The organism is Tychonema sp. LEGE 06208 (genome assembly GCF_015207505.1).
Classification (GTDB): Bacteria; Cyanobacteriota; Cyanobacteriia; order Cyanobacteriales; family Microcoleaceae; genus Microcoleus.
Window position 1 is genome coordinate 1 of the sequence record NZ_JADEWT010000020.1, and the last position, 25,776, is coordinate 25,776.

A 25,776-nucleotide genomic window follows, 5' to 3' on the forward strand; every position below is an offset into this window, starting at 1 on the left:
TCTCCCATCTCCCCATCTCCCCCTCTGAGATTTGGCTGATTTTGTTTAACACGATGCAACTCTAAAATTAGTTTGCGGGTACTCTCAAACCTATACAGTGCAGCCTTGCATGAAATAAATGTAAAGAAATGTAGCTAACCGCTCTCACAAATGTTAAGATTCTTAACACAAGTAGTATTTTGCACCCCCCAACCAAAACCTAACCTGAGATGGTGCTGAGTGGGAGTAGCAGCTAGCTACCATAAAACGAAGCCTCTTTAAATGGAAGGAAAGCGCAAATCCCCGCCCGCTTTCCTTCTCAACTAAAACTAAAGGTTTGCGACTACCGCAAACCTTTATAGGCAAAGATCCTCAGCGGGAAAAGCTCATGAAAACTCTTAAGTCCTCAGATACAGATTCTGTTCGTGCTTACTTGCGGGAAATCGGCCGCGTTCCCCTGTTGACCCATGAGCAAGAAATACTCTACGGGAAACAGGTACAGCGATCGGCCGCACTGCATCAGGAGAAAAAGATTTTAGCCGAAGAGTTAGGCCGCGACCCGACGGCGGCTGAATGGGCACAGGCAGTCGGGCTGTCTGAGGCACAGTTGCAGCGGACGATCGACCACGGCGAAAGGGCCAAGCGCCAAATGGTGGAAGCAAATCTCCGCCTGGTAGTGTCTGTCGCCAAAAAATATATCAAGCGCAACGTAGATTTACTCGACCTCATTCAGGAAGGGACGATCGGGATGCAGCGGGGAGTCGAAAAATTTGACCCGACAAAGGGCTACAGATTTTCAACTTATGCTTATTGGTGGATTCGTCAGGCAATTACGCGGGCGATCGCCGAAAAAGGTCGCACCATCCGCCTGCCGATCCACATTACCGAAAAACTCAACAAAATTAAAAAAGCTCAGCGCCAGCTAGCTCAACAGCTCGGCCGCGCGGCTACTCCTGCTGAATTGGCTGCTGAGTTAGATTTGACTCCCAAGCAAATTCGCGAATATCTCGATCGCGCGCGCCTCCCGCTTTCCCTAGACTTGCGCGTGGGAGACAATCAAGATACAGAGTTGGGCGATTTGTTGGAAGATACCGGTACTACCCCAGAAGATTTTGCCCTGCAATCTTCCCTGCGGACTGACCTAGATCACCTGATGGCGGAACTGACTCAGCAACAGCGAGAAGTCCTCGCCTTGCGGTTCGGTTTAGAAGACGGTCAAACCTTAACTTTGGCAAAAATAGGCGATCGTCTCAACATCAGTCGGGAACGGGTGCGGCAAATCGAACGGGAAGCCTTGACCAAACTCCGCAAGCGCAAGCAAGATATCAACGATTATCTAGCCAGCTAGCTAGATTGGGGATCGAGGCGATCCGGACGCACCAGATCGCCAATTCCCCATCTAAAAATCGTAAAAACCGTCGCCTTTAATTCGGTTGTACCCACTTGGTTGTGCCGACTGTCCTGCTACATTAGTAATTACTTAGTAATAAAGATCAACAGCGATCGGATAAGGTAAGGGTTATTTAATTTAACTGCCCGCATCTCAAATAATAAGCTGTCTCTGAAACGGAGGTACTCGTGAGTAATTCATCTAATAAATCCCCAGAATTTTTTGAAGAAGACGGAGAAAATGCCAATTTATTATGGCAATACGTGCAGTCAATGGCTCCCGACACTGTTTCTCAGTTGTCTAAACCGACTTCTCATGAAGTGTTTCAAGTAATGGAGCGAAATATTGTCGGACTCTTGGGAAATTTGCCTTCGGAACACTTCGGGGTGACAGTGACTACCAGTCGCGAACATTTGGGTAGATTGCTCGCCTCGGCAATGATTAGCGGTTATTTTCTCAAAAATGCCGAACAGCGCATGACTTTTGAAAAGTCGATACAAGCCAGTGAGAGACACGGCTCGGAAGATTAGTCGGTTACTAACATTTAAGCTCTGCAAATGTCAAGCCCCCCTCGGAAGATGGGGGGCTATTGTTAGTTGGCAGTTGGTAGTTGGCAGTTGTGAGTTGTCATATCAATTCCGGTTGCACGAGCGAAATGATAGCAACGGAGGAGACGGCATTTCTGTATCCGTACCCCAATAATATTGTAGGGATACAGAAATGTCGTCTCCTGATTTGGCGTAATATTAATAACCAAGAACCAAGAACCAATAACCAATAACCAATAACCAATAACCAAGAACCAATAACCAATAACCAATAACTATGTCTCTTTCTCCTGTGCCCCACAAAGTTATCGGCGTTGCTGCGATCTGGAATGACCGACAACAAATTTTGATTGACAAGCGCCGACAACACGGACTACACGGGGGTTTTTGGGAGTTTCCGGGCGGTAAAATAGAGCCTGGGGAAACGATCGAAGCTTGCATACAACGGGAAATTATGGAAGAGTTGGGAATTGTCGTCGAAGTGGGCGATCGCCTGATTACAATTGACCACGACTACACTAAATTTACAGTTAGGCTCTACGTACACCACTGCCGCCACGTCAGCGGGGAACCGCAAACGATCGAGTGCGATGAAATTCGCTGGGTGTCACTCGACGAAATTGACCAATTTACTTTTCCCAAGGCAAACGCACAGATTATTGCTGCTTTGCTTAAGGAGCGCTCTTAGCTATATAAGTCGCGTTTTTACTTAAATATTTGCGCCAAATATCACAGCAAAAGTTATTCATAGTGAGAGCGATAGAACCAAAAAACTACGGCAAATTGGGAGTATTATTATCAATAAATAAAACGCCAATATTAATCGATCGAAGTCGATTCAATTCAAATTGCAACTCCAACTACTGGTTTTCATAGAAATAAGTTTCGAGACTTCCATAATCCTCATATTCTGGTGTGTCGGCAATCGCAGCCGAAATAACAGATAATACTTTTTCTACACATTCACCAATTAATTTTTGACCGAAGAGCAAGGCATCTGGATTTTTAACTTCTACCCAACCAAATTTGTTTTCGTGTTCGCATTCAATCGCGACTGCTATTTGCAAATCAAAATACTGTAGGCGCTTCGATCCTTCTAATTCATATACTTTATCTGGTTTACCCAATTGATTAATTATCTGTTGTTCATCTTGTCCAAATTGGATGCTACCGACGCCTTTTCCGATCGATATTTCCACAAAACCTCCCTACCATCTTTCGGATCGCACATAATACAACAGATTACAGGTTTATGAGGTACATTCAATATCCCCGTAGGGACACGGCACTGCCGTGTCCCTGAGAATTGACACTTCGACGGAGTTTATCCTGAGCGTAGTCGAAGGGTTCAGGGAACCGCAACTGACAGTTATTACTGACAGTTATTTTTGAAGAGGCAGAGTAAAGTGAAAACAAGTGCCTCGATCGGGTACAGAGTCTACCCAAATTTGACCGTAATGGGCGCGGATAATACCTTGACAAAGAGACAGCCCAATGCCGTAACCGTATTTTGATTTATCTCGCTGCAAGCGAAAGCTGTCTTCAAAAATGCTTGCACAATCTTCTTGAGGAATACCAGGGCCGCTGTTACAAATGCTCACTTGAACCTTGTAAGCAGTGCGGTGGAGCATAGAAATACTAACAGTTCCTTCCTCTGGGGTGTACTTGCTGGCGTTGTCTAGCAGGTTAGCAATCACTTGTTTCATGCGATCGGGATCGGCATAAACTAAGGGCAAATCTGCGGGAATGTCTATTTCTAATTTCAGATTTTTCGCCTGAAATTTATCTTGAAATTCCAGGATTACATCTTGACAAATCGCTCCCAGTTCAATTTTTTTTGCTTGGATGTGAAGTTGAGCGTTTGTGCCCCTGGCCGCTTCGAGGATATCTGTAATCATTCGATCGACAATTCGGATTTGGCTGCGGGCTTGTTTCATCAAATAAGCCCCCAGAGCCGGTGTCAAACGCGACTTTTCCCCCTCTTTCACCTTCTGAGTTGACTCCAAAGTCTCCAAAGCCAAAGATGCCGCCGTCAAAGGATTCCGCAAGTCGTGAGCCAGCATCGCAATAATCCGGTCTTTCAACTGCAACTGCTCTTGGAGGTGTTCTTTTTCCTGTTTTAGCCGAAAAACTTCATCCGCAAGTTGCACCAGCTCAGTAGCGCCAGCAACCGAATAAATTGGTTTTGGGTCTGCCAGAGCTGCTGCCGTCAGAGCTGGGGCAGACTGCTGCTGGGCGGCGTATTCTTCTACAGCACGCTTCCAGCGGGGCCAGCACTGTTTGAGTTGGGCGATCAGATTGGTGCCGGCGAGAGTTTGTCGGGGCTCTGGATGAATTTTGAGCAGGGAGGGACTAGCTACAAGTTTAAAGTGTTCGGCTAAATCCGGCTGTTCTCCTACATCGACGATTTGAAGATCGAAGTCGCACTCTGCCTTCAAATCCTGTAGGAACTTGCGGATGTGTCTGGTCTGTTCCCTAGAAGAGGAACGCTTGTCTACGAACAGCAAAAGCTGTAAAAGCGGTGCGGGATTGGCCGGCAGTTCGGGAGAACTGTCGGTGTCGCCGGTGCCTGGTGCGGGATTGACGCTGTTGACTTTTTCGATCGGGTGAAAATAATTGACCATTGCCGAGCCGAGTTATTTCACTTCTACTTTAATTTAATACTTGCTTTAGATTTATGCTAATGTCCGATGATTTCATTACGGCGGGCCAATGACATTTTTGAGATGGAAGAAAAATGAGTCGCTGCAGGTAGTCGTGAAAGTGGCGGCGGCTTTTTTTGTGCTGTGCCTGTTGCTGACGCTGCACCGCTACTACAACTTTTACGCTACTTACGACCAAGGCATTTTCAATCAACTTTTTTGGAACGGCACTCGGGGTAACTTGTTTGAGAGTTCCCTGTCTTCGGCTTTGTCCACTAATGTGGTTCACCAAAATGAGCTCCCGTCGGTATCCTATTACCGGTTGGGGCAGCATTTCACCCCGGCACTGATGCTGTGGCTGCCTATTTACTCCTTGTTTCCCTCGCCTGTCACTTTGACGGTGTTGCAGGTGACTTTAGTTACGGCGGCTGGTTTAGTGCTCTGGGTTCTCGCCAGACACTATCTAGAACCGCGGCTGTCGGCGGCAATTGTGTTGAGCTATTATTGCGCTAACGCGGTGATCGGCCCGACTTTGGGCAATTTTCATGATGTTTGTCAAATTCCGCTTTATGTTTTTAGCTTGCTGCTGGCGATGGAGAAGCGCTGGTGGCCATTGTTTGGGGTTCTGGCCACTTTAATTTTGGCTGTGCGAGAAGATTCGGGAATTGTTTTGTTTGGCGTGGGGGCTTACATGATTTTGAGCCGGCGCTACCCTCGGACTGGTTTGGCTGTCTGCATTCTCAGTTTTGGTTATACGATCGTCCTGACGAATCTAATTATGCCTTTGTTTTCTGCGGACATCTCCCAGCGGTTTATGATCGAACGCTTCGGTCAATATGCCGATGGAGATGAAGCTTCGACGCTAGAAATTCTTTGGGGAATGGTTAGCAATCCCGGCAGGTTGGCGGCTGCGTTATTTACGCCGTTCTTTGGTAAAATTAAATACCTGCTCGGTCAGTGGTTGCCGTTAGCTTTGGTTCCGGCCTTCGCGCCTGCGTCTTGGACGATCGCTGGATTTCCGCTGCTGAAGCTATTTTTAGCGAAAGGAGAGTCTGTGCTGGCGATTAATATTCGCTATGCGATGACTGTGGTTCCAGGGCTGTTTTACGGGGCGATTTTGTGGTGGGCCGATCGCCAAAAGGAAGAGGATAAAATTAAGAGGGGAGAACAAACAATTTTGCGTTTTCCTTCAGCAGTTTTGCCTTTTCCTTCGTCTTCAAAGTTTCGCCGCTTTTGGGGGTTTTGCATTTGCTTGTCGCTATTTTTTACCTTCACGTCTAACCCAAATCGGACTTTTTCTTGGATTTTACCCGATGCGATCGCCCCTTGGGTGCAGGTTCCTTTGATCCGACAGTGGCAGCACGTTTCTCAAGTCCGGCCACTTTTGGCTCAAATTCCTGCGGATGCTAGCGTGGCCGCAACGAATAGTATTGTGCCGATTTTGTCAAGCCGCCGCGAAATTCTCAGGTTTCCGATGTTTGAACTGCGTAATGATGCGGGGAAAGCGGTGAAGATGGAATACGTAATTGCCGATATGTGGCAGTTACAGCAGTATCAGGCTGCGTTTCGGCGGGAACGGGGACAGTTGCAGGCGATCGTCCCGCAGATCGATCGAATGTCCAAATCAGGAGAATACGGAATAGTTGGCTTTGAAGACGGCGCGATTTTGATGCGTAAGGGTGCTGCTTCCAACTCTGCATCGGCGGCTGCTTGGATGAGTTTTCGCCGCGAATTAGAACCGATTTTGAAGCAAGGGTAAGCCCGATCGCGCGAAACTGGCGCAGCCCAACTATTGCAGAAACCGGGTTTTGGAGGCAGCAAGCGGGCGATCGAGCAATTCCTGCAAACACCCGGTTTCTGCATAATTTTTCATACTGTCAGCCTTCGGGCATAAATTTGCACCATCCCAAAAATTAGGTTTTGAATTATACACTAAAATAGTCAAGAATCAACATTAAGATATATAAATTCTTGGGAGCACAGAAATATGAAAATTTTGGTATTGGCGTGGGAATTTCCTCCCAGAATAGTAGGCGGCATCGCTCGCCACGTATCGGAACTGTATCCAGAATTGGTGAAGCTAGGCCACTCGATTCACCTAATTACTGTAGAGTTCGGACACGCGCCGATGTATGAAGTGGTAGAAGGAATACAGGTGCATCGGGTGGTAGTGGGACAGGCCACGGACTTTTTTCACTGGGTGGCCAACCTCAACCAAAGCATGGGCCACCTTGGTGGCAAACTGATACTAGAAGAAGGCTCCTTCGATCTGATCCACGCTCACGACTGGTTAGTGGGAGATGCGGCGATCGCCCTCAAGCATACCTTTAAAATCCCGCTAATTGCCACCATCCACGCCACCGAATACGGGCGCTTCAACGGCATCCACAACGACGGACAGCGCTACATTAACACCAAGGAAAACAACCTCGCTTACAACGCTTGGCGGGTAATTGTTTGCAGCGACTATATGCGGCGGGAAGCCGAACGGGTACTCTCGACTCCGTGGAACAAAATAGAGGTAATTTATAACGGAATTAGAGCCGAAAAAAAACCCAGGCTGCACGAATCTGACGCGATAAACTTCCGCCGTCAATTTGCAGCAGACGATGAAAAAATTGTTTATTATGTAGGAAGAATTAGCTATGAGAAAGGTATTTCTGTATTTTTGAATGCTGCACCTAAAGTAATTTGGGAAATGGGGGGAAAAGCTAAAATTGTAATTATTGGCGGCGGCAATACAGACTATCTAAAACATCAGGCTTGGGATTTAGGAATTTGGCATAAGTGTTATTTTACCGGCTTCATGTTTGAGGAACATCTCGACAAATTCCAGACGGTAGCTGACTGCGCGGTTTTCCCCAGTCTTTACGAACCTTTTGGGATTGTAGCGTTAGAAAGTTTTGCAGCCAGGGTGCCGGTGGTAGTTTCCGATACGGGCGGCTTACCGGAAGTTGTGCAGCATACTAAAACTGGCGTTGTTACTAAAGCAAATAATCGGGATTCTTTGGCTTGGGGAATTTTGGAAGTGCTGAAAAATCCTGGTTACGGGCGGTGGTTGGTTGACAATGCTTATGAGGATTTGGAACGCCGGTTTAGTTGGCCGAAGTTGGCGATGGAAACCGAGTGGGTTTATCAGCGGGTGATAGAGGAAAGGGCAGAGGTTAATTGGTAGACTGTTGACTGTTGACTGTTGACTGTTGACTGTTGACTGTTGACTGTTGACTGTGAGTAGAATATCAACTTTTTCAGTTGCAAATATTAAGAAATTGCAACACAATGATAGATACACTTGACCTCAGCTTGAGCGCACTCAGAAAATTTAAAGGGAATTCGCATCTTGAATATTTTTAGGGACATCGAGCCCCAACGCAAACGCGGCTTGCTGACTTTATTTGCCGCAGGCTTGCTATTCTGGTCGAGTTTGGCTTCGCTGCTGCCAACTTTGCCACTATACGTTCAATCTGTGGGCGGTACAAAACAGCAAATTGGCTTTGTGATGGGTGCATTTGCGATCGGGCTTTTGCTGTCGAGGCCGCAGTTGGGAAAAATAGCCGACAGCAGGGGGCGAAAACAAGTTTTGCTGCTAGGGGTGTCAGTGGCTGCCGTTGCCCCCATAACCTACCTGTTCGCTAAATCTATCCCCTTACTGTTATGTATCAGGGCTTTTCATGGCATTAGCATCGCCGCTTTTACCACAGCTTACAGCGCTTTGGTGACAGATTTGTCGCCCCCAGGAAAGCGGGGGGAATTAATCGGTTACATGAGTTTGGTAACTCCTATCGGTTTGGCCTTTGGCCCGGCGATTGGCGGCTTTGTGCAAGCTGGGCTCGGCTATCCTTTTTTGTTTGCGATGTCGGCGGCTTTAGCTACAATTGGTGTATTTCTGACTACCAAAATTGCCGAACCTAATTTTGCTGAGTTAACAAAATCCGATTCGCTATTTGAGGAAAAAAACCGCCAAAAATACTGGCAAATGTTGTGGAATCCCAGGGTGCGGATTCCGGCTTTGGTGTTATTGTTGGTTGGTTTGGTGTTCGGAACTTTGAGCACTTTTATGCCTTTGTTTCTCCAGGAAACTAAGGTTAATTTGAATCCGGGATTATTTTATTCTACGGGGGCTGTGGCTAGTTTCGGTGTGCGGTTGTTGACGGGGCGGGCTTCGGATAAATACGGGCGCGGTTTGTTTATTTCTGCGGGCTTGATCTGTTATTCCGTGTCGATGTTATTGTTGTATTTTGCTAACAACAGCAATGCTTTTTTGCTGGCAGCTTTGTTTGAAGGTGTGGCGGGCGGTACTGTGATGCCGATGATGGTGACGCTGATGTCGGACAGGTGCGAACCTCAAGAAAGGGGCCGATTGTTTTCGCTTTGTATTGGCGGGTTTGATTTGGGAATTGCGCTGGCTGGCCCGATTTTAGGCTTTGCTGCTGAACAAGTCGGCTACAGAAATATGTTTGGTTTGGCGGCTGCTGTCAGTGTGTTAGCTTTCCTGATTTTTGTTACTTTGTCTAGCAAGAGTTTGTCTCATTCGCTGCAATTTGCGATCGGTAGAGGCAAAGATGTTTATGCTTTGGTATCAATTCCGGTTGCACCGGAATGATAGCAACTCAGGACACGGCAATGCCGTTTCCCTACCGCAAAATAATGGATAGTGAGGAGGACACGGCAATGCCGTTTCCCTACCGCAATTAATTGTAGGGACACGGCATTGCCGTGTCCCTAGGAGTTTCCCTACGAGGATTTATCGATTTAAAATGGGCTTGGAGGGATTCGAACCCCCGACCTCATGGTTCGTAGCCATGCACTCTATCCAACTAAGCTACAAGCCCCTGTCGAGTTTAGATTTAATCTAAAATTGATTAACTTCTTTTCTCACAGAATCTAACAGTAACACCATTACCAAAATAATGCAAGACCTTTCTCAAAATATTTCTAAATTGCCCGATCGCCCGCAGCTAACTCACCTCGACAACAGCGGGGAAGCCCAAATGGTGGACGTTTCGGCGAAAGTGGCAACTGTGCGGCAAGCTGTAGCCGCGGGGCGGGTGCGGATGTCGGCGGAGACGTTTGCTGCCATTGAAGCGGGGAATGCGCCGAAAGGGGATGTGTTGGGCACTGCGAGGCTGGCTGGGATTATGGCGGCTAAGCAGACGGCGCATTTGATTCCTCTGTGTCACCCTCTGCCCTTGAGTAGCGTTGAGGTGCAGGTGATACCGGATGCTGGGTTGCCGGGGTATCAAATTCGGGCGACGGTGAAGATTAAGGCGGAAACTGGGGTGGAAATGGAGGCGCTGACGGCGGTTTCGGTGGCGGCGCTGACTTTGTACGATATGGCGAAGGCCTTGTCCAAGTCGATCGCCATTGAATCGATTCGTCTGGTAAGCAAAAGCGGTGGCAAATCAGGGGATTATGAAAATTTAGATGCGTAAGTTTCCACTCTTGAGAGGGATGCAGAATTAAAAAAGCTGCGCTTAAGATTAAAATAGGCACAGAACTACTAATATCATGTGAAAAACTATGCCTCCTCGTTGGCCCCGCAAACCCGATCGCAACGATCCAGAGTACCGCCGTTTAGATGACCGGATGAATTTTGCTATCCATGTCGGTCTTTTTTCTGCTACCAATTCTGTTTTGTGGTTTGTTCACAATTTGCAAAAGGCTGATTGGCCTTGGGCAATTTCGGTAACGGGTGGATGGGCTCTAGTAGTTTTGGCCCACGCGATTTTCATTTTTGCGATCGCCGATTATGCGCCCGTCACCAAAGATTCTGGCTGAAGGCAGTTGTCGGCGATCGGTTAACTTTTTTTGACGGATCACCAATAACGTTCTGCTTTTTATATGGCTAATACTACTCAGGCGATCGAATCCTTAGCAGCCGAAATCGGCGAAAATGTCTACATTGACATTGCCAAGTGGCATTTGTATCTCCGCGATGCCCACCTGCATACGGTGGTTGCCCAACAACTTTATTCAATGCTGGAAAAGGGCAATTTAGATACTGACAAAGTTGAAGGAGTTTTGCAAGGAATTTCCATCAAGTTGGGCGGCGGCAAGCGAGAAGTACCGCTGGCCGATTTGATTCCGATGCAGTGTCAAGTTAAGTTGATGGATGTTTTGGAGGAATTTCAGCGGAAGATGTGATATCAATTGTTGATTTGGATTTAAGTGCGATCGCCCTTTGTGGATTTAATGGGCGATCGCACTTTTCATTCTTCCCTAAACCAGCATGAAGTTAGCCGCTGTCAGTGAATTGGCACTCACTCCAATCATCACACCTAACTCTTCTCCTGTCAAGGCATTTTTGATAATTGTACCTTGAGTATTTTGAGTTATTGCTAACTGGCTAAAGCTCAAACCTCCGCTTAGTGCGATCGAATCTTGACCTGCGGTAAAATCAGCGATAACATCAAATCCTTGACCTGCATTTAAGACAAAGATATCATTGCCGCTACCGCCAATCAAACTATCATTTCCCAAATCTCCGTAAAGAATATCAGAGCCTTTTCCCCCCAGGAGAGTATCGTTATCTTCCCCGCCGTAAAGAGTATCATTTCCTTCACAGCCTCCCAAGATATCTGCGCCTTCATTACCGCTAATGAAATCATTACCTTCACCCCCACAGATGGTATCCGAACCCTCGTTTCCTAACAAGTAATCATCTCCCTCACTGCCCAGGATTATGTCATCACCTTTGCCTCCAAATAAGCTGTCATCACCCTTACCGCCGTCGATGAAATCATCATTTCTGTTCCCATAAACGATGTCGTCACCTTCGCGGCTATTTAGGTCATCATTACCTTTGCCTCCAAAGATTAAATCGTTGCCCAAGTTGCCAAGAACAATGTCATTATTTTCATCTCCAAATAAGATGTCATCACCTGTGCCACCGCTGATAAAATCATTGCCTTTGTTGCCGTTGAGGATGTCGCTGCTATCGCCACCATATAAGTTGTCATCCCCGGATTTGGCATCGAATATATTGCCCGTGTTGCTGCCGAGAAATTCATCATTTTCGGCAGTGCCTATTTGAATGCCCGGTACACCGAGTATGGTGTTTTCAACTGAATTCGGTTGGTTTAAATTGGGATAGTCAATGTCATCGCAGATGCAGTCATTGTTGGGGATGTTATTAGTTATTGGTGTGGGCGTTACCGCTATTGTTGGCGTGGGTGTGGGCGTTTCCGGAGGTGTTGGTGTTGGTGCGGGTGTTGGCGTTACGAATGGTACAGGAGTTGGTATTGGTGTTGGTATTGGCGTTACGAATGGTGCAGGAGTTGGTGTTGGTGCAGGAGTTGGTGTTGTTACAGGTGCGGGAGTTGGTGTTGTTACAGGTGCAGGAGTTGGTGTTGTTACAGGTGCAGGAGTTGGTGTTGTTACAGGTACAGGAGTTGGTGTTGTTACAGGTGCAGGAGTTGGTGTTGTTACAGGTGCAGGAGTTGGTGTTGTTACAGGTGCAGGAGTTGGTGTTGTTACAGGTGCAGGAGTTGGTGTTGTTACAGGTGCAGGAGTTGGTGTTGTTACCGCAACATTAACGTTAAAAGTTCCTAAACTAGCAGCAACAGCCTGATTTCCAAGTGCATCTTTAACCTGACTTGCTTGCAGATTAACAGTGTAAGTTCCATTATCAGCACTATCCCAACTTCCCCCTGGCGGAGTCAACGAATAACTTGCTGTCCGAGGCGTACCATTACTATTAGTATCGACACTGACAAATTGTGCAGGAATAGCACCACCTGACCAATTTACAACAAGATCGGAATTATCTAAACTGGTAACATCAATTCCATTACTATCACTGAAAGTAACTGTCAATGTCTGACTTGTACCGTCGGCTGTAGTAATGTCAGCAATTGCTGCCAAGTTAGCCGTAGGTGGAGTGACATCAACAATAGGTGTGGTGATATTAGCAGTGCGAGTCAGTTGCGTGGCTGCGGTATTGTTATTACCTGCTGTATCTGTGGCTTGGGCTGCGGGAATATCAACGGTGACATTACCAGTAGCAGCGGGAGTGACATCAAAGGTGTAAGTTTTGGCATCAACTTTCACAAAGTTACTGACATTCGCATTGGCTACGGTGATATCAGTATTATCAAACCCGGTGACATCTTCATTAAAGGTAGCAGTAACGCTAAATAAACCAGTTACTGTTGGTGTTGAAGTTGATGTTAAGGCAACTGTGGGTGGGGTGATGTCAGGTGTGGTGATATTAGCAGTGCGAGTCAGTTGCGTGGCTGCGGTATTGTTATTACCTGCTGTATCTGTGGCTTGGGCTGCGGGAATATCAACGGTGACATTACCAGTAGCAGTTGGTGTAACGGTGAAATTATAAGTTGTACCAGTACCTGTAAATCCACTAACAGTGCCGTTAGCAACAGTCACGTCAGTGTCGGTAAATCCTGTGACGGTTTCGCTGAATGTTGCTGTTACTAAAAATGGTGCGTTTGTGGTGGTTGGGGATGTTGATGTTAGGGCTACTGTTGGTGCGGTGATATCGGCAGTGCGAGTCAGTTGCGTGGCTGCGGTATTGTTGTTACCAGCGGTATCTGTGGCTTGGGCTGCGGGAATATCTACGGTGACATTACCAGTAGCAGTTGGTGTAACGGTGAAATTATAAGTTGTACCAGTACCTGTAAATCCACTAACAGTGCCGTTAGCAACAGTCACGTCAGTGTCGGTAAATCCTGTGACGGTTTCGCTGAATGTTGCTGTGACTAAAAATGGTGCGTTTGTGGTTGTTGGTGAAGTTGATGTTAGGGCGACTGTGGGTGCGGTAATATCGGCAGTGCGAGTTAATTGCGTGGCTGCGGTATTGTTGTTACCTGCTGTATCTGTGGCTTGGGCTGCGGGAATATCAACGGTGACATTACCAGTAGCAGTTGGTGTAACTGTAAAAGTATAAGTTGTTCCGCTACCCGTGAAACCGCTAATCGTACTGTTAGTTAGATTAATGTCGCTGGCTATAAATCCGGTGACGCTTTCACTGAATGTTGCTGTGACTAAAAATGGTGCGTTTGTGGTTGTTGGGGATGTTGATGTTAGGGCGACTGTTGGTACAACGGTGTCTACAATTATGGCTTTGCTATCTGCTAAAGATTGTCCCGTAGGAATCGTTAAAGTTGCATTATTGACCGCAGCATCTCTTAATGTTGCACCGACTGCTAAGGTGATCCCAGTTGAGTTGAGATCCGTGCTGTTTTGTCCTGCTGTTGGAGTGTAAGTACCCACAGCAGATGTGCCTGTGAAAGGTGCAATAGTAACAGTGCCGCCTGTGTCTAAGGCGACACTCATGTTACCGCCTGCTAAGGTAACTGCTTCGCTGAAGTTGACGGTGAGGTTGATGTTGCCAGAAGTGCCGTAACTGCCGTCGGCGGTGGTAGAGGTGACGCTGGTAACAGTTGGGACAATTCCATCTATTACTATTGCCTTATTCGCACCTAAAGAATTCGCCGCGCCGGGAGTGGGTAAGGTTAAGATCGCATCAGCAGTGGCAGCATTCTTAATAGTACCGCCGCTTAAAGATAAGGCAGTTGTGGAAAGATAGTCTAAGTCAGCGCTGTTATCGCCTGCTGCTACTGCGTACCGGAATGTCAAGGTGTTGCTACCTGTTCCTGAAAGATAACTGGCGACGGGTGTTGCACCTGCTAAACTTAGTTGCGGCGTACCCGTGACGTTGACTATTTCAGAGAATTGAACGGTGATATCGATGTTTGTGCCGATGCCGTAAGTCCCGTCTGCGGTGGCTGAACTGACGCTGGTAATGGTGGGGACGGGGTTAACGGTGATATTGGCGGTTTCGGTAACGCTGCTGAAAACGCTGGATGTGGTGTTATTGGTTTGGTCTGTGGTGTAGTTAGCGGTAGTGCCATTGGTTCCAACTATTCGATCCCAGGCGGCAAAGGTAATGGCGTTGGCGACAGTACCGCTGTAACCTGTATTGGGAACAAACCGGAGTTTTGTATTAGCATCACTAGCTAATAGTAAGGCGTTGGTGGCAGAAACGGCTGGGGCGTTTGTCCAGGTTGTGCCACTGTTGGTAGTGTATTGCCAAGTGCCGTTAGCGGTGTCTAAGGCGCTGATGGCGATGCCTTGGGATGCGCTGGCGTTGGGATCGGTGATTTTTGTGCCGCCGAGGTTGGCGATGATGGTGGAGATTAGTGTGCCTGTGCTGGCGCTGTCGTTTTGGTTTTGGGCGTTGAGGGTGGGTGTGCCGGAATTATCGAGGGCGGGGGAGTCGTTGACGAGGACGGTGACGGTGGTGGGGGTGGAGACGATGCCGTCAGTGGCGGTGTATTGAAAGGTGTCTAGGCCGTTGAAGTTGGCGTTGGGGGTGTAGAGTATGTCTCTTTTGGGGTCGATCGCGATCGCATAGACAGCACCATTCGCATTCGGGTCAAAGGTAGCATGAGCGACACCGGTTGTGGGGTCTAATTTGGCGATACGGTTGCGAGGTTGTCCACCGATGCTGTTGAAATCGCCGCCTACTATAGGGTTGCCATTGCTGTCTATGGCGAGTTCTCTGACATAACTATCCGCATTCGGGTTGAAGGTGGCATCGGCAAGACCAGTTGTGGGGTCTAATTTGGCGATACGGTTGCGGGGTTGTCCGCCGATATTGGTGAAATTACCACCCACTATGGGGTTGCCACTGCTGTCTATGGCGATCACCTGAACAAAACTATTCGCATTTGGGTTGAAGGTAGCATGGGCAAGACCAGTTGTGGGGTCTAATTTGGCGATACGGTTGCGGGGTTGTCCGCCGATGTTGGTGAAATTGTCACCCACTATGGGTTTGCCACTGCTGTTTATGGCTATCGCACCAACCAAATCATTCGCATTTGGGTTGAAGGTAGCATTGGCAAGACCAGTTGTGGGGTCTAATTTGGCGATACGGTTGCGGGGTTGTCCGCCGATGTTGGTGAAAGTGCCGCCCACTATGGGGTTGCCACTGCTGTCTATGGCGATCGCATAGACACCAAGATTCGCATTTGGGTTGAAGGTGGCATCGGCAAGACCAGTTGTGGGGTCTAATTTGGCGATACGGTTGCGGGGTTGTCCGCCGATGTTGGTGAAAGTGCCGCCCACTACGGGGTTGCCACTGCTGTCTATGGCGATCGCATTGACAAAACTATTCGCATTCGGGTTGAAGGCAGCATCGGCAAGACCAGTTGTGGGGTCTAATTTGGCGATACGGTTGCGGGGTTGTCCGCCGATGTCAGTGAAATCGCCGCCCACTATGAGGTTGCCATTGCTGTCTATGGCGAGCTCATAGACATCACTATTCGCATTCGGGTTGAAGGTGCTATCCACCGTCCCATCGCTATTCAACCGAGCGATACTATTGCGTGTAGTACCGCTGATGGTGGTGAAACTGCCGCCCACATAAATCGCGTCATTAATACTCGCTGTGCCGTTGGTGGGGGCAGTAACGATGCTTTGGACGTTCAGCCTTCCGGTGCCGGTGTCGTTGGCTAAAACATTGATCTGCGTGGAAGTTGGTGCTCCACTGACGAGGATACCTTTGTTATCTGCCACTCCTGTTGGTGCTAGGGTGTAGCTGTAGTTGGGAACATTCAAGGGTTGGGTTTCTATATTCCCTAGTTTTACTTCTAATTCCCAGTCTCCGCCTAATTCAGCGCTGCCGGTAGGGTTAGCTGAGGCGGCGATGTTGGCCTCAGTGATTTCACTCAATCGCTTGACGAAATTTTTGCCCGCTTCTCCTTTTGCTACTTCGCATCCATAGAGTAGGATATCTCCGTTTTCTGTTAGGGCATTTCCCCACTGTTTTAGCCGATCGCTGAAATTTTCTAGGTTATTCTGATTGAGTACGTCAGTACCGAGTTTTAAACTGCCTTCGCTGCCGTGAGAAAGGATATGTACGGCTTCAATATCTTTTTGAGCTGCTAAGGCGTTAGTAATTTGCTCAATACTGCTGCTTTTGTCATCTAAAATGACTATTTTGGCGTTAGCATCTGCGCCGTCTATCAGATTTTGATAATTCTGTACAGAGGAGTCAACGAAAATAACTTGCTTGTTCGCGGTTAATAAATTCATCATTCCTGAAATCTTTTTATCTATCGTTTACATCCAAGTTTCTGTGTCCCAAAATCACCCTTCCAAGGAGGACTTTAAGAGTGTTTCGGTTCCGCAAATTCACTTAAAAGGGGATAATTAACAGTGTTTTGCTCCGTAAATCCACTTAAAAAGGTTGATTTGAAAAGGATTATTTTCACTGTAAATCCACTGAAAAAGAGTGATTTTAAGAGAGATGGCACTGCTATTTGTTGGCTATATCTAAAATGATAAGCCATCACGTTACTCAAATAAATCGGGATGTAAAATTGTTATAGCATTTCTCATTTGAGTGAAGTACAGATGTCCAGTAGGGACAGGGCTTGGCCTAAGTCCCTACAGCCGTCTGCTGTATTTCATCCGATTGAGAAGTGTTATATATCGTTCCGCTGGATCATTAAATAAATAACAATTAACACAGAACACTCGTTTTCTTCGCTCATGGCTTCTAATATTCGATCGACTTGCGCCCCCACTGGGCTAGTCATAGAAGCGTGAAAACCGTACCATTATATCGTACAGTCGGAAAGCTAGAGATCGCTCACTTAATTACTCGGGAATTTTTACCGCAGATGTCGGCGGATATACGCGGATGGACGCGGATAATTGTTGATTTGGGTTTAAGGGCGATCGCGCTTTTGTTGATTCCTTGTATCTGCCGAAAATTTATGATATTTATTTGCGAAAACGTCCCCGAATGCGATCGACAAACATATCAACTTCCGGCAACTTCATCTGACTCACAAAAATTACAAAAACTCCCAACCCCGCGAAACTTGCCACACTCAACTCCACCAATTGAACTACCAACCCTTCAGTACCCAAAACTCTTTGACAGCCTTGCAGAGTGGCCAAAGACACGAAAGCAGTTAAAGAACTACCAGAAGCTAACCCCAAAAAGGGCAAACTCCACTTCCGCCAAGGCAAGCCGCCCAGCTTTTTATCTAATAAGTACAAAAGCATCAGCATCGAAACAAGATTCACTCCCACCGTCGCCAAAACTAATCCGGGCGCGCCAAAAGCTCCTACCAACAAATAATCCAACAAACCATTCAAAAAGATATTGATAATACTGATCCGAAAAGGCGTTTCTCCATCTCCCAAAGCGTAAAATACCCGTACCAAAACGTCGCGTCCCAAATACACAAACATCCCAATACTGTAAGCCATCAACAAGGGCGCGACAAACTGCGATGCTGACTGATTAAAAGCATAGCGTTCGTAAACAACGCGGACGATGGGTGTAGCCAGCGTCACCATTAAAGCACTCAGCGGCAGCATCGTCAGCCCAGTCAAAACTAAAGCTTGACGAATTCTATCTTTTAATTCCGGCCAGTCTTTGGGTTCGGCAAGGCGAGAAAAAATCGGCAAAAAAGGTACTAAAATTACATTAGAAATGATGCCTAAAGGAGTCATAACCAACAAGCCGCTATAACCCATTGCAGATGCAGCTTGAGGGATGTAGGATGCAAAAAATAGGTCAGTATAGACATTAATTTGCAGCATTCCCGATGATAAGGTAGCAGGAACCATCACCTTAACTACTTCTTGTACTCCGGGGCGTTTAAAATTGAACCGCAAGCGCAATGTTCCCAAGCCTGCGCGCCACTGCGCCGCTAGTTGCACCAACCACTGCAAAACTGCTCCCGCTAAAGTTCCCCAAGCTAACACTAAACCGCCCATTAGTGCGTACTCAGGCTGAATAATTTTGTCTCCGAGTTGCAGGGCGAGAATCGCCAAACCGCCGACAAGTGCAGCACTAGAAAATAAAGGACTAATCGAAGGCAACCAGTACATATCGGCGGCGTTGAGAGTGCCGAAACCAATACCTATCAAGCCTGAAAGTAATGCCATCGGCGCCATAATCCGAAATTGTTGGACAGCAATTGCTTTGATTTCTAAGCCTTCTGCTGTTCTATTTAATCCAGGTGCTACTAAATCGATCGCCTGATCTGCAAAAATAATTAAAGCGACTGTTACTAACAAAAGTATGCCGCCGACTAAGGTGGTGATAGTCTCGACTAAGGGTGCAGCTTCTTTTTTGTCGCGGCGGGCTAAAACGCTGACGATCGCGCTGTGAAACGGCCCGTTAATCCCTCCCAGCAAAATAAATAGGAAACCAGGGATGACGTAGGCGTAGTTGTAGGCATCGACGGCGACACCGACTCCAAAGGCTGCGGCGATCGCAATTTGGCGTACCAATCCAAAGACTTTGCTAATCAGAGTGGCGACTGCGACAATGCCGGCAATCCCTGCTAGGGAACGAGAGGGCTTCTGGGTTTCAGACACAAATGGTTACAAACGCTAGTGCTAAAAGGCTTCACTAAGTTTAATAGCAAATCTGGAAAATCATAACATAAATTCAGGAAATTTCTATGTGCCTGGGTTTCGTGCTATGATTTTTGGGCGTTGATTCGCTCTAGTAATACCATTTATAAAAAGTATTGCTACAAAAATGTTGGATTTGTTGCCTTAACTATTTGGTTTGGTGCGTCGCGGTGAGATTGTCTGTCAAATTTGGGGATGGTCAATGGCGACACACCCTACGGCTACTATCATTTTTTGTCGTTAATTCGCTCTAGTAACTACCAAAATTTTAGTGATTTGACTGTTAGGAGATTAGATTTTGCTGAAACTTTATTATAATCCGCTGTCCACTAATGCTCGCCGCGTTTGGATTGCTTTGCTGGAAAAAGAGATTGAGTTTGAATTAGTGTCGCTGAAATTAAACGGCGATCAGTTTCAACCGGATTTTTTGGCTATTAGTCCTTTTCACCACGTCCCAGTTTTAGCTGATGGTGATTTTCATTTAATAGAAAGTCTGGCAATTCTTGATTATCTGGAAGCTAAGTATCCCGCGCCCGCACTGTTGCCGCAGGATGCTAAGGATTTGGCGATCGCCCGCATGGTACAAATGGTCACAATCAACGAATTGTCACCGGCAATGAGTCCTTTGGTACGCCAGACTTTCGGCGGCGCAGGAGACGAGGAAAAACTGGAAAAAGGTCGCCAGCAAGTGGCTGCGGTACTGAGATTTTTTGAGGATTTGTTGGGCGATAAACCTTTTTTTGGCAACAGCAGCACGATTACCCTCGCAGATGTTGTGGCGGGTGTTTCCGTGCCTTGGCTGCCCGAACTAGGCGTGTCTTTGGACAATTACCCCAAATTGCAGGCTTGGTCGGAACGCTTAAATTCCCGCCCTTCTTGGCAACAAACGCAAGCCAGTCCCGAACTTGTGGAAGCTTTTAAAGCGCAGATGAAACAGTTGATGAAACCTCAGCAAAGTTAATTTTTGCAGAGATTTATTGCCGAAAAATTTGATTGATTATGCAACCGCAGATGCGAGGCGGATAAATACAGATTAACGCAGATGCAATTCAAGATAATTTTCATTTATTGTAGCAGGTTTAATGACCGATGACTAATGACTAATGACCAATGACCAATGACCAATGACTAATGACCAATGACTAATGACCAATGACCAATGACTAATGACTAATGACCAATGACCAATGACCAATGACTAATGACTAATGACTAATGACCAATGACCAATGACCAATGACCAATGACCAATGACTAATGACTAATGACCAATGACTAATGACTAATGACTAATGACTAATGACTAACTTAATTTACAAATACCCTCCTCTTTTACCCGGAATTCTCATCAAGCGGTACAAGCGTTTTTTTGCCGATATTGAATTAGATTCTGGAGAAATTATCACCGCGCACTGTCCGAATACTGGCCCGATGACTGGTGTTTTGATTCCGGGTAATCCTGTCCTAGTATCTGCCAGCGACAATCCCAAACGCAAGTTAGCTTATACTTGGGAATTAATTAAACTTTGCGATACTGTGCCTGTTTGGGTGGGAGTTAATACTGGGCTGCCAAATCGAGCGATTAAATTAGCTTTGGAGTTGCGATTGTTTCCTGAGTTGGGCAATTATAGTTTAATTCAGCCGGAGGTTGTTTACGGTATCGATAAAAAAAGTCGTGTTGATTTTTGGCTGACTGGTGAGGAAAAGCCGATTTTTCTGGAAGTTAAAAATACAACTTGGGTCAAAGATACATTAGCTTTATTTCCTGATACAGTGACGGAGCGGGGACAGAAACATTTGAGAGAGTTGATCGATGTGGTGCGGCAGGGTTCGAGGGCTGTAATGCTGTATTTTATTAATCGCGGAGATTGTACGGATTTTGCTCCGGGGGATAGTGCCGATCGCCTTTACGGACAATTGTTCAGACAGGCTGTGGCTGAAGGTGTGGAAGTTTTGCCTTGTCGGTTTGATGTGACGCCGGAAGGTGTGCGCTATTTGGGCTTAGCAAAAATGGATTTACTAACCGCTAACGGAAACTGAAGTGCTGGATAGACTGCTGGTTTACAGCACCAAACGATAATTCTAATCAGCCACCGTCTCCGAGTTATATCGTATCCGGTTGCATCGGAATGATCTTAACAGTCAACAGTTAACAGTCAACAGTCAACAGTTAAAGTTAACAGTTAACAATTAACATCATGTATGAGTGCAACCGGAATTGATATTGTGGGGGAAAACTGGTATTTTTGTATTGATAAATTACTGATTTGTGGAAGTTTGCAGGGACAGTGTATTGCTGCTTTTGCACGAAGTTATTATGAATTGAAAAAAAATCTAACTGCCGCTCTAGTTGGTGGAAAATAGGGAAATTGATTCTTCTTTTAATGTTTGCTTAATAAATTACCTGTCAGTATCAGGCGATGTTTCGTACAATACAGTTATGTAGCATCTTACCAAAAAGAGCGATCGAACTATGGGAATGACCCTGACCGAAAAAATCTTAGCCAAAGCATCAGGCCGCACTAAAGTCGAGCCCGGAGAAAACATTTGGGTAGAAACAGACGTGTTGATGACCCACGATGTCTGCGGGCCGGGCACCATCGGCGTTTTCAAACGCGAATTCGGCGAAAATGCTAAAGTCTGGAATCCAGACAAAATCGTCTTAATTCCCGACCACTACATTTTCACCAACGACGAACGCGCTAACCGCAACGTCGATATTCTCCGCGATTTTGCCGCAGAACAAGGGATAAAATACTTTTACGACATCACGGATCGATCGGACTTTAAAGCAAATCCCGACTACAAAGGAGTTTGCCACATCGCCCTAGCCCAAGAAGGGCACACGCGGCCCGGCGAAGTGCTTTTCGGCACAGATTCCCACACCTGCAATGCCGGCGCTTTCGGACAATTTGCGACCGGTATCGGCAATACCGACGCGGCATTTATTATGGGAACCGGCAAATTGTTGATTAAAGTTCCCGCAACCATGCGGTTTGTGCTCAACGGTGAATTGCCCGATTATTTGTTAGCAAAAGATTTGATTTTGCAAATTATTGGCGATATCAGCGTCGCCGGGGCTAACTACCGGACAATGGAATTTGCCGGCGATACAGTCGAACGTTTGACGATGGAAGAACGGATGACGCTGTGCAATATGGTAATCGAAGCTGGCGGCAAAAACGGCACGGTGGCTGCGGACAAAACCACGTTTGATTACGTTAATCCCCGGACTAATGTGCCCTTTGAGGCATTTTACACTGATCCTGATGCTAGTTTTTATAGCGATCGCACCTACGATGTCAGCAAATTAGAACCAGTCGTCGCCAAACCGCACTCCCCCGACAACCGCGAATTGGCCCGCAACTGTCGCGATGTCAAGATCGATCGAGTTTACATCGGTTCCTGCACCGGCGGCAAAACCTCCGACTTTTTGAATGCAGCCCGCATTCTCAAAGGAAATCAAGTCAAAGTTCCGACGTATTTAGTACCGGCCACTCAGAAAGTTTACGAAGATTTGTTTGTCACAAAATACGACGGTCAAACCCTGTCGGAAATCTTCTTAGCAGCCGGCTGCATCGAACCTGCAGCGCCTTCTTGCGCCGCTTGTTTGGGCGGGCCGAAAGACACTTTTGGGCGGATGAACGAACCCGAGATTTGCGTGTCTACAACTAATCGCAATTTCCCCGGCCGGATGGGTAACAAAGAAGCGCAAGTTTATCTCGCTTCGCCTTACACGGCGGCGGCTTCGGCGCTGACTGGGCACGTCACTGATCCGCGCGAATTCCTGCGTTAGAAAGTAGCTGGTGTAGGGTGTGCCACAACCCTGGAAGGTTGTTGTGGCATACTCTACGAGGTGAATGTAAGCCGGTTAGGGCGGATGTTTTAGCTGTAAGTGCGATCGGCTTGCACAACAACAATCAGTAAAATTGCGATCGCCAAGTTAGCCAAAAAACCAAATTAATTATTCTAAAATAAATTCCTAATAGCTTGCCCAATCTATACAAAAAATAGGCTGACTCTTGACAATTTAATCCCACAGTTATATAAAAATTAGTTAAGTATTTGTGATTGATTCGCACAATTTATACAAAAAAATCGCTAAGGCTTGACATTTTTTTTATAAAATAGTAAGCTCTGAGCTGATTTGTTGAATTCAAATTCCACAATTTCAGTTGAGCCAATACAGGTTCTCGAAATTCAAGTTACACATTCTTGTAAGGTTTTCCTTGGTATTGTAGTGCTGGCGGGAAAAATGTAGCTTCAATTTTGAGAATGTCAGATTATAACAGGGTGCATAATTAATCTATCAAAAATAGAGAGTGTGAGCATGAACAAAAAAATAAAAATAGGAGTTGCTGAAGCCTTCGGTACTTTTGTACTGGTATTAGGTGGATGCGGCAGTGCAGTTTTAGCAGGAGACAAAATCGGCTTTTTGGGAGTGGCGATCGCCTTTGGCTTGTCCCTCTTAGTCATGGCTTATACGATCGGGCCTATCTCTGGATGCCACATCAATCCAGCGGTAAGCATCGGTTTAGTAGTTGCCAAACTGATCGATGCTGTTTTGCTTCCTTATTATATAGGAGGTCAGATTGTAGGCGGAATTTTAGGCGGTCTTGTTTTGTATGTGATAGCATCCGGAAAACCGGGTTTTGATGTGGCTGCTTCGGGATTTGCTTCCAACGGTTTTGGAGAACATTCTCCCACAGGTTACGGACTTTTGGCGGCAGCTTTGACGGAAATTGTACTGACGGCTTTTCTGTTATTTACCATCATGGGTACTACCGATCCCAATTATCCCGTGGGTTTGGGCGGAATTCCGATCGGCTTGATGCTGGTGTTGATTCACTTAGTCGGAATTCCCGTAACCAATACTTCAGTCAACCCGGCTAGAAGTATCGGTGTGGCACTTTTTCAAGGCGGATGGGCAATTCAACAGTTGTGGGCGTTTATTGTGTTCCCGGTGATTGGTGGAATTATCGGGGTTTTGGCTTATAATTTAATTAAAAACACGAGGGAAGAAATTTGATCTAGAATTAGAAACAGACTGGGTTTCTTGAACTTTTTATGGGTTGTAGGATTTATCATAAAATTTAAGAAACTCGGTTTGTCGATCGCCCAACTCGATCCAATTACAAATATTTAGTAAATAAGAGCGATGATTGCGATCGTGATGGGAGTCTCCGGTTCGGGAAAAACTACTGTTGGCAAGTTGCTGGCGCAATCTCTCAATTGGGATTTCAGCGATGCCGACGATTTTCACCCGCCAGCCAACATCAAAAAAATGAGTCGGGGCATTCCTTTAGAAGATGCCGATCGCATTCCGTGGCTTTTGCAACTGCAAAGTGAAATAGACACCTGGTTATTAGAAAATAAAAATGTCGTGTTAGCTTGTTCTGCCTTAAAAGCATCTTACCGCGAAATGCTCTGCCGAGACCAGCAGCAAATTAAAATAGTTTATCTCAAAGCTTCTTTTGAGCTATTAACAGCCAGGTTAAAAACTCGCGAAAATCACTACATGAAAGCAGACTTGCTGTCAAGTCAGTGCGCTACTCTCGAAGAACCAGAAACTGCAATTATTATAGATGCTTCGCAGCCACTAGAGGTAATGGTGCGCCAGATTGAAAATCATCTAGTTGGCGGTTAATTTACGACCAAAAAATAGGTTTGTACTAAGGACTGTAGTCCTTCTTTATGCGGGCTCAAGTCCTCACTACGAACCTATAGATGTTTGGCGGGATGTTTTTTGTACAAATACAAGAAAGCTTCTACTTCAGCGGCGGTTGGTTGAGCTGCAATTGCTCCAGGCTTCATCGCTGTCATCGCACCCACCGCGCTCGCATAGGTGACAATTTGTTTTGCTATTTCTGAATCTGCTAAATTCTTAATTCCCTGCTTGCACAACTGTTGCACAAAACCAGCGACAAATCCGTCGCCGGCACCTGTTGTATCCTCAATATCTACTGCAAAGGCGGGGATTTTACCTTCATTTTCCGACAAACAATAGGAGCAACCTTTATCGCCCGCTGTCACCAAAACACCTTCTACAGAATCGAGGCGGTAGGTAATAGCTCCAGCGTCGGTAGTTGCAAACAACCATTCGGCTTCTTCGTCAGATAACTTGAGAAAATCTACTTTTTTTAAGAGTTCTATAATGCGCGCTTTTGCTTCGTCTGGATTTGCCCAAAACACCGGACGCCAATTGATGTCAAGTATAATTTTAACGTCGTAACGTTCTGCTAGTTCGATCGCTCTTTCTATAGCCTTTCGACTTTCAGAATAAGCTAATTCTAAAGTGCCTAGCACTAAAAACTCCGCATTTTCAAACAGCACTTCGGGAATTTGGGCAGCCTGGAGGCGAGTGTCGGCAAAATCCGCAGTATCCAATTTACCAAAACCTGCAAAAGAGCGATCGCCCGCTTCATTCCGCAACACATAAACTTGCCGCGTCGGCGCACTCGGATGGCGCTGCACTCCAGCGGTATCAACCCCTACTTCTTGCAATACCTGCACCAGGGAATTCCCCAACTCATCCCCCCCACCCACAGCACCGATAAATGCCGCCTCAGTGCCCAATTTAACCAAAGCACAGGCAACATTAGCAGGAGCGCCGCCGGGATATGCCGTCCAAGATTCTACCTCTTCGAGAGATGCTCCTGGTTTGTCTGCTAAACAATCAAATAAAATTTCACCCAGACACAAAACGCGAGGATAAGTCATATTTATTTTTGATTTTGGATTTTTGATGTCACAGCAGCAGACAACTCAATAATTATTTTTAGCCCATCCGATAAAAATTGTCAGCTATTTTTTTAAT

Annotated in this window: 22 protein-coding genes and 1 tRNA gene; 15 read left to right on the top strand and 8 right to left on the bottom strand. The window is 46.4% G+C overall.

Going from position 1 to position 25,776, the window contains the following annotated elements; translation table 11 throughout:
• Positions 1–367: 367 nt before the first annotated feature.
• Positions 368–1,327 carry an RNA polymerase sigma factor, RpoD/SigA family gene (locus IQ263_RS07670; protein ID WP_194066910.1) on the top strand — a complete coding sequence of 320 codons (960 nt, stop codon included), beginning with the start codon at positions 368–370 and terminating at the stop codon, positions 1,325–1,327.
• A 230-nt stretch (positions 1,328–1,557) separates the two neighbouring features.
• Positions 1,558–1,899: a DUF760 domain-containing protein gene (locus tag IQ263_RS07675; protein ID WP_194009546.1), complete on the top strand. Its 342-nt coding sequence runs from the start codon at positions 1,558–1,560 to the stop codon at positions 1,897–1,899.
• A gap of 97 nt (positions 1,900–1,996) precedes the next feature.
• Here the strand turns inward: IQ263_RS07675 and IQ263_RS29765 are convergent, their stop codons facing one another.
• Positions 1,997–2,218, bottom strand: a complete 222-nt coding sequence (locus IQ263_RS29765; RefSeq protein WP_370589035.1) for a hypothetical protein — start codon at positions 2,216–2,218, stop codon at positions 1,997–1,999.
• On the opposite strand from IQ263_RS29765, the gene mutT reads away from it, so the two are divergent.
• Positions 2,195–2,605: an 8-oxo-dGTP diphosphatase MutT gene (gene mutT / locus IQ263_RS07680; protein WP_194066911.1), complete on the top strand. Its 411-nt coding sequence runs from the start codon at positions 2,195–2,197 to the stop codon at positions 2,603–2,605. The genes IQ263_RS29765 and mutT overlap by 24 nt on opposite strands.
• 172 nt (positions 2,606–2,777) lie before the next feature.
• Here the strand turns inward: mutT and IQ263_RS07685 are convergent, their stop codons facing one another.
• Positions 2,778–3,116: a hypothetical protein gene (locus tag IQ263_RS07685; protein ID WP_194066912.1), complete on the bottom strand. Its 339-nt coding sequence runs from the start codon at positions 3,114–3,116 to the stop codon at positions 2,778–2,780.
• A 183-nt stretch (positions 3,117–3,299) separates the two neighbouring features.
• A complete protein-coding gene (locus IQ263_RS07690) occupies positions 3,300–4,541 on the bottom strand; it encodes a histidine kinase (RefSeq protein ID WP_194066913.1) in 1,242 nt (413 codons plus the stop codon).
• 88 nt (positions 4,542–4,629) lie between these two features.
• Here IQ263_RS07690 and IQ263_RS07695 point away from each other — a divergent pair, with 88 nt between their 5' ends.
• Positions 4,630–6,318, top strand: coding sequence for a DUF2079 domain-containing protein (locus tag IQ263_RS07695; RefSeq protein WP_194066914.1), 1,689 nt, complete (start codon positions 4,630–4,632; stop codon positions 6,316–6,318).
• A gap of 30 nt (positions 6,319–6,348) precedes the next feature.
• On the opposite strand, the gene IQ263_RS07700 is transcribed toward IQ263_RS07695, so the two are convergent.
• A complete protein-coding gene (locus IQ263_RS07700; protein ID WP_194066915.1) occupies positions 6,349–6,492 on the bottom strand; it encodes a hypothetical protein in 144 nt (47 codons plus the stop codon).
• A gap of 54 nt (positions 6,493–6,546) precedes the next feature.
• Here IQ263_RS07700 and IQ263_RS07705 point away from each other — a divergent pair, with 54 nt between their 5' ends.
• Positions 6,547–7,734 (top strand): glycosyltransferase family 4 protein, encoded by a 1,188-nt coding sequence (locus IQ263_RS07705; protein ID WP_194066916.1) that lies wholly within the window; start codon positions 6,547–6,549, stop codon positions 7,732–7,734.
• Between the two features lie 165 nt (positions 7,735–7,899).
• On the top strand, positions 7,900–9,162 hold the full coding sequence (locus tag IQ263_RS07710) for an MFS transporter (RefSeq protein ID WP_194066917.1): 1,263 nt from the start codon (positions 7,900–7,902) through the stop codon (positions 9,160–9,162).
• A 155-nt stretch (positions 9,163–9,317) separates the two neighbouring features.
• On the opposite strand, the gene IQ263_RS07715 is transcribed toward IQ263_RS07710, so the two are convergent.
• A tRNA-Arg gene (locus IQ263_RS07715) sits at positions 9,318–9,391 on the bottom strand.
• Positions 9,392–9,469: 78 nt separating this feature from the next.
• Here IQ263_RS07715 and moaC point away from each other — a divergent pair.
• From moaC to IQ263_RS07730, 3 genes are all read left to right on the top strand, one after another.
• A complete protein-coding gene (gene moaC / locus IQ263_RS07720) occupies positions 9,470–9,991 on the top strand; it encodes a cyclic pyranopterin monophosphate synthase MoaC (protein ID WP_194066918.1) in 522 nt (173 codons plus the stop codon).
• A gap of 88 nt (positions 9,992–10,079) precedes the next feature.
• Positions 10,080–10,337, top strand: coding sequence for a 2TM domain-containing protein (locus IQ263_RS07725; RefSeq protein ID WP_194066919.1), 258 nt, complete (start codon positions 10,080–10,082; stop codon positions 10,335–10,337).
• 63 nt (positions 10,338–10,400) lie between these two features.
• Entirely contained in the window at positions 10,401–10,703 is a 303-nt protein-coding gene (locus tag IQ263_RS07730; protein ID WP_194066920.1) for a DUF3181 family protein, read from the top strand.
• Between the two features lie 75 nt (positions 10,704–10,778).
• Here IQ263_RS07730 and IQ263_RS07735 read toward each other — a convergent pair whose 3' ends face one another.
• Together IQ263_RS07735 and murJ are read right to left on the bottom strand one after the other, a co-directional pair.
• Positions 10,779–16,616, bottom strand: coding sequence for a DUF4347 domain-containing protein (locus IQ263_RS07735; protein WP_194066921.1), 5,838 nt, complete (start codon positions 16,614–16,616; stop codon positions 10,779–10,781).
• A 690-nt stretch (positions 16,617–17,306) separates the two neighbouring features.
• On the bottom strand, positions 17,307–18,920 hold the full coding sequence (gene murJ / locus IQ263_RS07745) for a murein biosynthesis integral membrane protein MurJ (RefSeq protein WP_194066922.1): 1,614 nt from the start codon (positions 18,918–18,920) through the stop codon (positions 17,307–17,309).
• Positions 18,921–19,257: 337 nt separating this feature from the next.
• On the opposite strand from murJ, the gene IQ263_RS07750 reads away from it, so the two are divergent.
• The 6 genes from IQ263_RS07750 to IQ263_RS07775 all read left to right on the top strand — a co-directional run bounded on the left by IQ263_RS07750 (position 19,258) and on the right by IQ263_RS07775 (position 24,606).
• Entirely contained in the window at positions 19,258–19,920 is a 663-nt protein-coding gene (locus IQ263_RS07750) for a glutathione S-transferase family protein (protein WP_194066923.1), read from the top strand.
• 338 nt (positions 19,921–20,258) lie between these two features.
• Positions 20,259–20,999: a DNA/RNA nuclease SfsA gene (gene sfsA, locus IQ263_RS07755; protein ID WP_194066924.1), complete on the top strand. Its 741-nt coding sequence runs from the start codon at positions 20,259–20,261 to the stop codon at positions 20,997–20,999.
• 162 nt (positions 21,000–21,161) lie between these two features.
• Positions 21,162–21,323, top strand: a complete 162-nt coding sequence (locus IQ263_RS07760; RefSeq protein ID WP_194066925.1) for a hypothetical protein — start codon at positions 21,162–21,164, stop codon at positions 21,321–21,323.
• 109 nt (positions 21,324–21,432) lie between these two features.
• On the top strand, positions 21,433–22,755 hold the full coding sequence (locus IQ263_RS07765; protein ID WP_194066926.1) for a 3-isopropylmalate dehydratase large subunit: 1,323 nt from the start codon (positions 21,433–21,435) through the stop codon (positions 22,753–22,755).
• 534 nt (positions 22,756–23,289) lie between these two features.
• Positions 23,290–23,988: an aquaporin Z gene (aqpZ, locus tag IQ263_RS07770; RefSeq protein ID WP_194066927.1), complete on the top strand. Its 699-nt coding sequence runs from the start codon at positions 23,290–23,292 to the stop codon at positions 23,986–23,988.
• A gap of 129 nt (positions 23,989–24,117) precedes the next feature.
• A complete protein-coding gene (locus tag IQ263_RS07775; protein WP_194066928.1) occupies positions 24,118–24,606 on the top strand; it encodes a gluconokinase in 489 nt (162 codons plus the stop codon).
• A 74-nt stretch (positions 24,607–24,680) separates the two neighbouring features.
• Here IQ263_RS07775 and IQ263_RS07780 read toward each other — a convergent pair whose 3' ends face one another.
• On the bottom strand, positions 24,681–25,679 hold the full coding sequence (locus IQ263_RS07780) for a carbohydrate kinase family protein (RefSeq protein WP_194066929.1): 999 nt from the start codon (positions 25,677–25,679) through the stop codon (positions 24,681–24,683).
• Positions 25,680–25,776: the final 97 nt, after the last annotated feature.

Excerpts from the sequence above, each read along its gene's own strand:
- IQ263_RS07690 (WP_194066913.1), bottom strand. The coding sequence starts at position 4,541 with ATGGTCAATTATTTTCACCCGATCGAAAAAGTCAACAGCGTCAATCCC.
- sfsA (WP_194066924.1), top strand. The coding sequence starts at position 20,259 with ATGACTAACTTAATTTACAAATACCCTCCTCTTTTACCCGGAATTCTC.
- IQ263_RS07765 (WP_194066926.1), top strand. The coding sequence starts at position 21,433 with ATGGGAATGACCCTGACCGAAAAAATCTTAGCCAAAGCATCAGGCCGC.
- IQ263_RS07670 (WP_194066910.1), top strand. The coding sequence starts at position 368 with ATGAAAACTCTTAAGTCCTCAGATACAGATTCTGTTCGTGCTTACTTG.
- IQ263_RS07705 (WP_194066916.1), top strand. The coding sequence starts at position 6,547 with ATGAAAATTTTGGTATTGGCGTGGGAATTTCCTCCCAGAATAGTAGGC.
- aqpZ (WP_194066927.1), top strand. The coding sequence starts at position 23,290 with ATGAACAAAAAAATAAAAATAGGAGTTGCTGAAGCCTTCGGTACTTTT.
- IQ263_RS07775 (WP_194066928.1), top strand. The coding sequence starts at position 24,118 with ATGATTGCGATCGTGATGGGAGTCTCCGGTTCGGGAAAAACTACTGTT.
- IQ263_RS07760 (WP_194066925.1), top strand. The coding sequence starts at position 21,162 with ATGAGTGCAACCGGAATTGATATTGTGGGGGAAAACTGGTATTTTTGT.
- IQ263_RS07725 (WP_194066919.1), top strand. The coding sequence starts at position 10,080 with ATGCCTCCTCGTTGGCCCCGCAAACCCGATCGCAACGATCCAGAGTAC.
- IQ263_RS07730 (WP_194066920.1), top strand. The coding sequence starts at position 10,401 with ATGGCTAATACTACTCAGGCGATCGAATCCTTAGCAGCCGAAATCGGC.
- moaC (WP_194066918.1), top strand. The coding sequence starts at position 9,470 with ATGCAAGACCTTTCTCAAAATATTTCTAAATTGCCCGATCGCCCGCAG.
- mutT (WP_194066911.1), top strand. The coding sequence starts at position 2,195 with ATGTCTCTTTCTCCTGTGCCCCACAAAGTTATCGGCGTTGCTGCGATC.
- IQ263_RS07780 (WP_194066929.1), bottom strand. The coding sequence starts at position 25,679 with ATGACTTATCCTCGCGTTTTGTGTCTGGGTGAAATTTTATTTGATTGT.
- IQ263_RS07695 (WP_194066914.1), top strand. The coding sequence starts at position 4,630 with ATGACATTTTTGAGATGGAAGAAAAATGAGTCGCTGCAGGTAGTCGTG.
- IQ263_RS07735 (WP_194066921.1), bottom strand. The coding sequence starts at position 16,616 with ATGATGAATTTATTAACCGCGAACAAGCAAGTTATTTTCGTTGACTCC.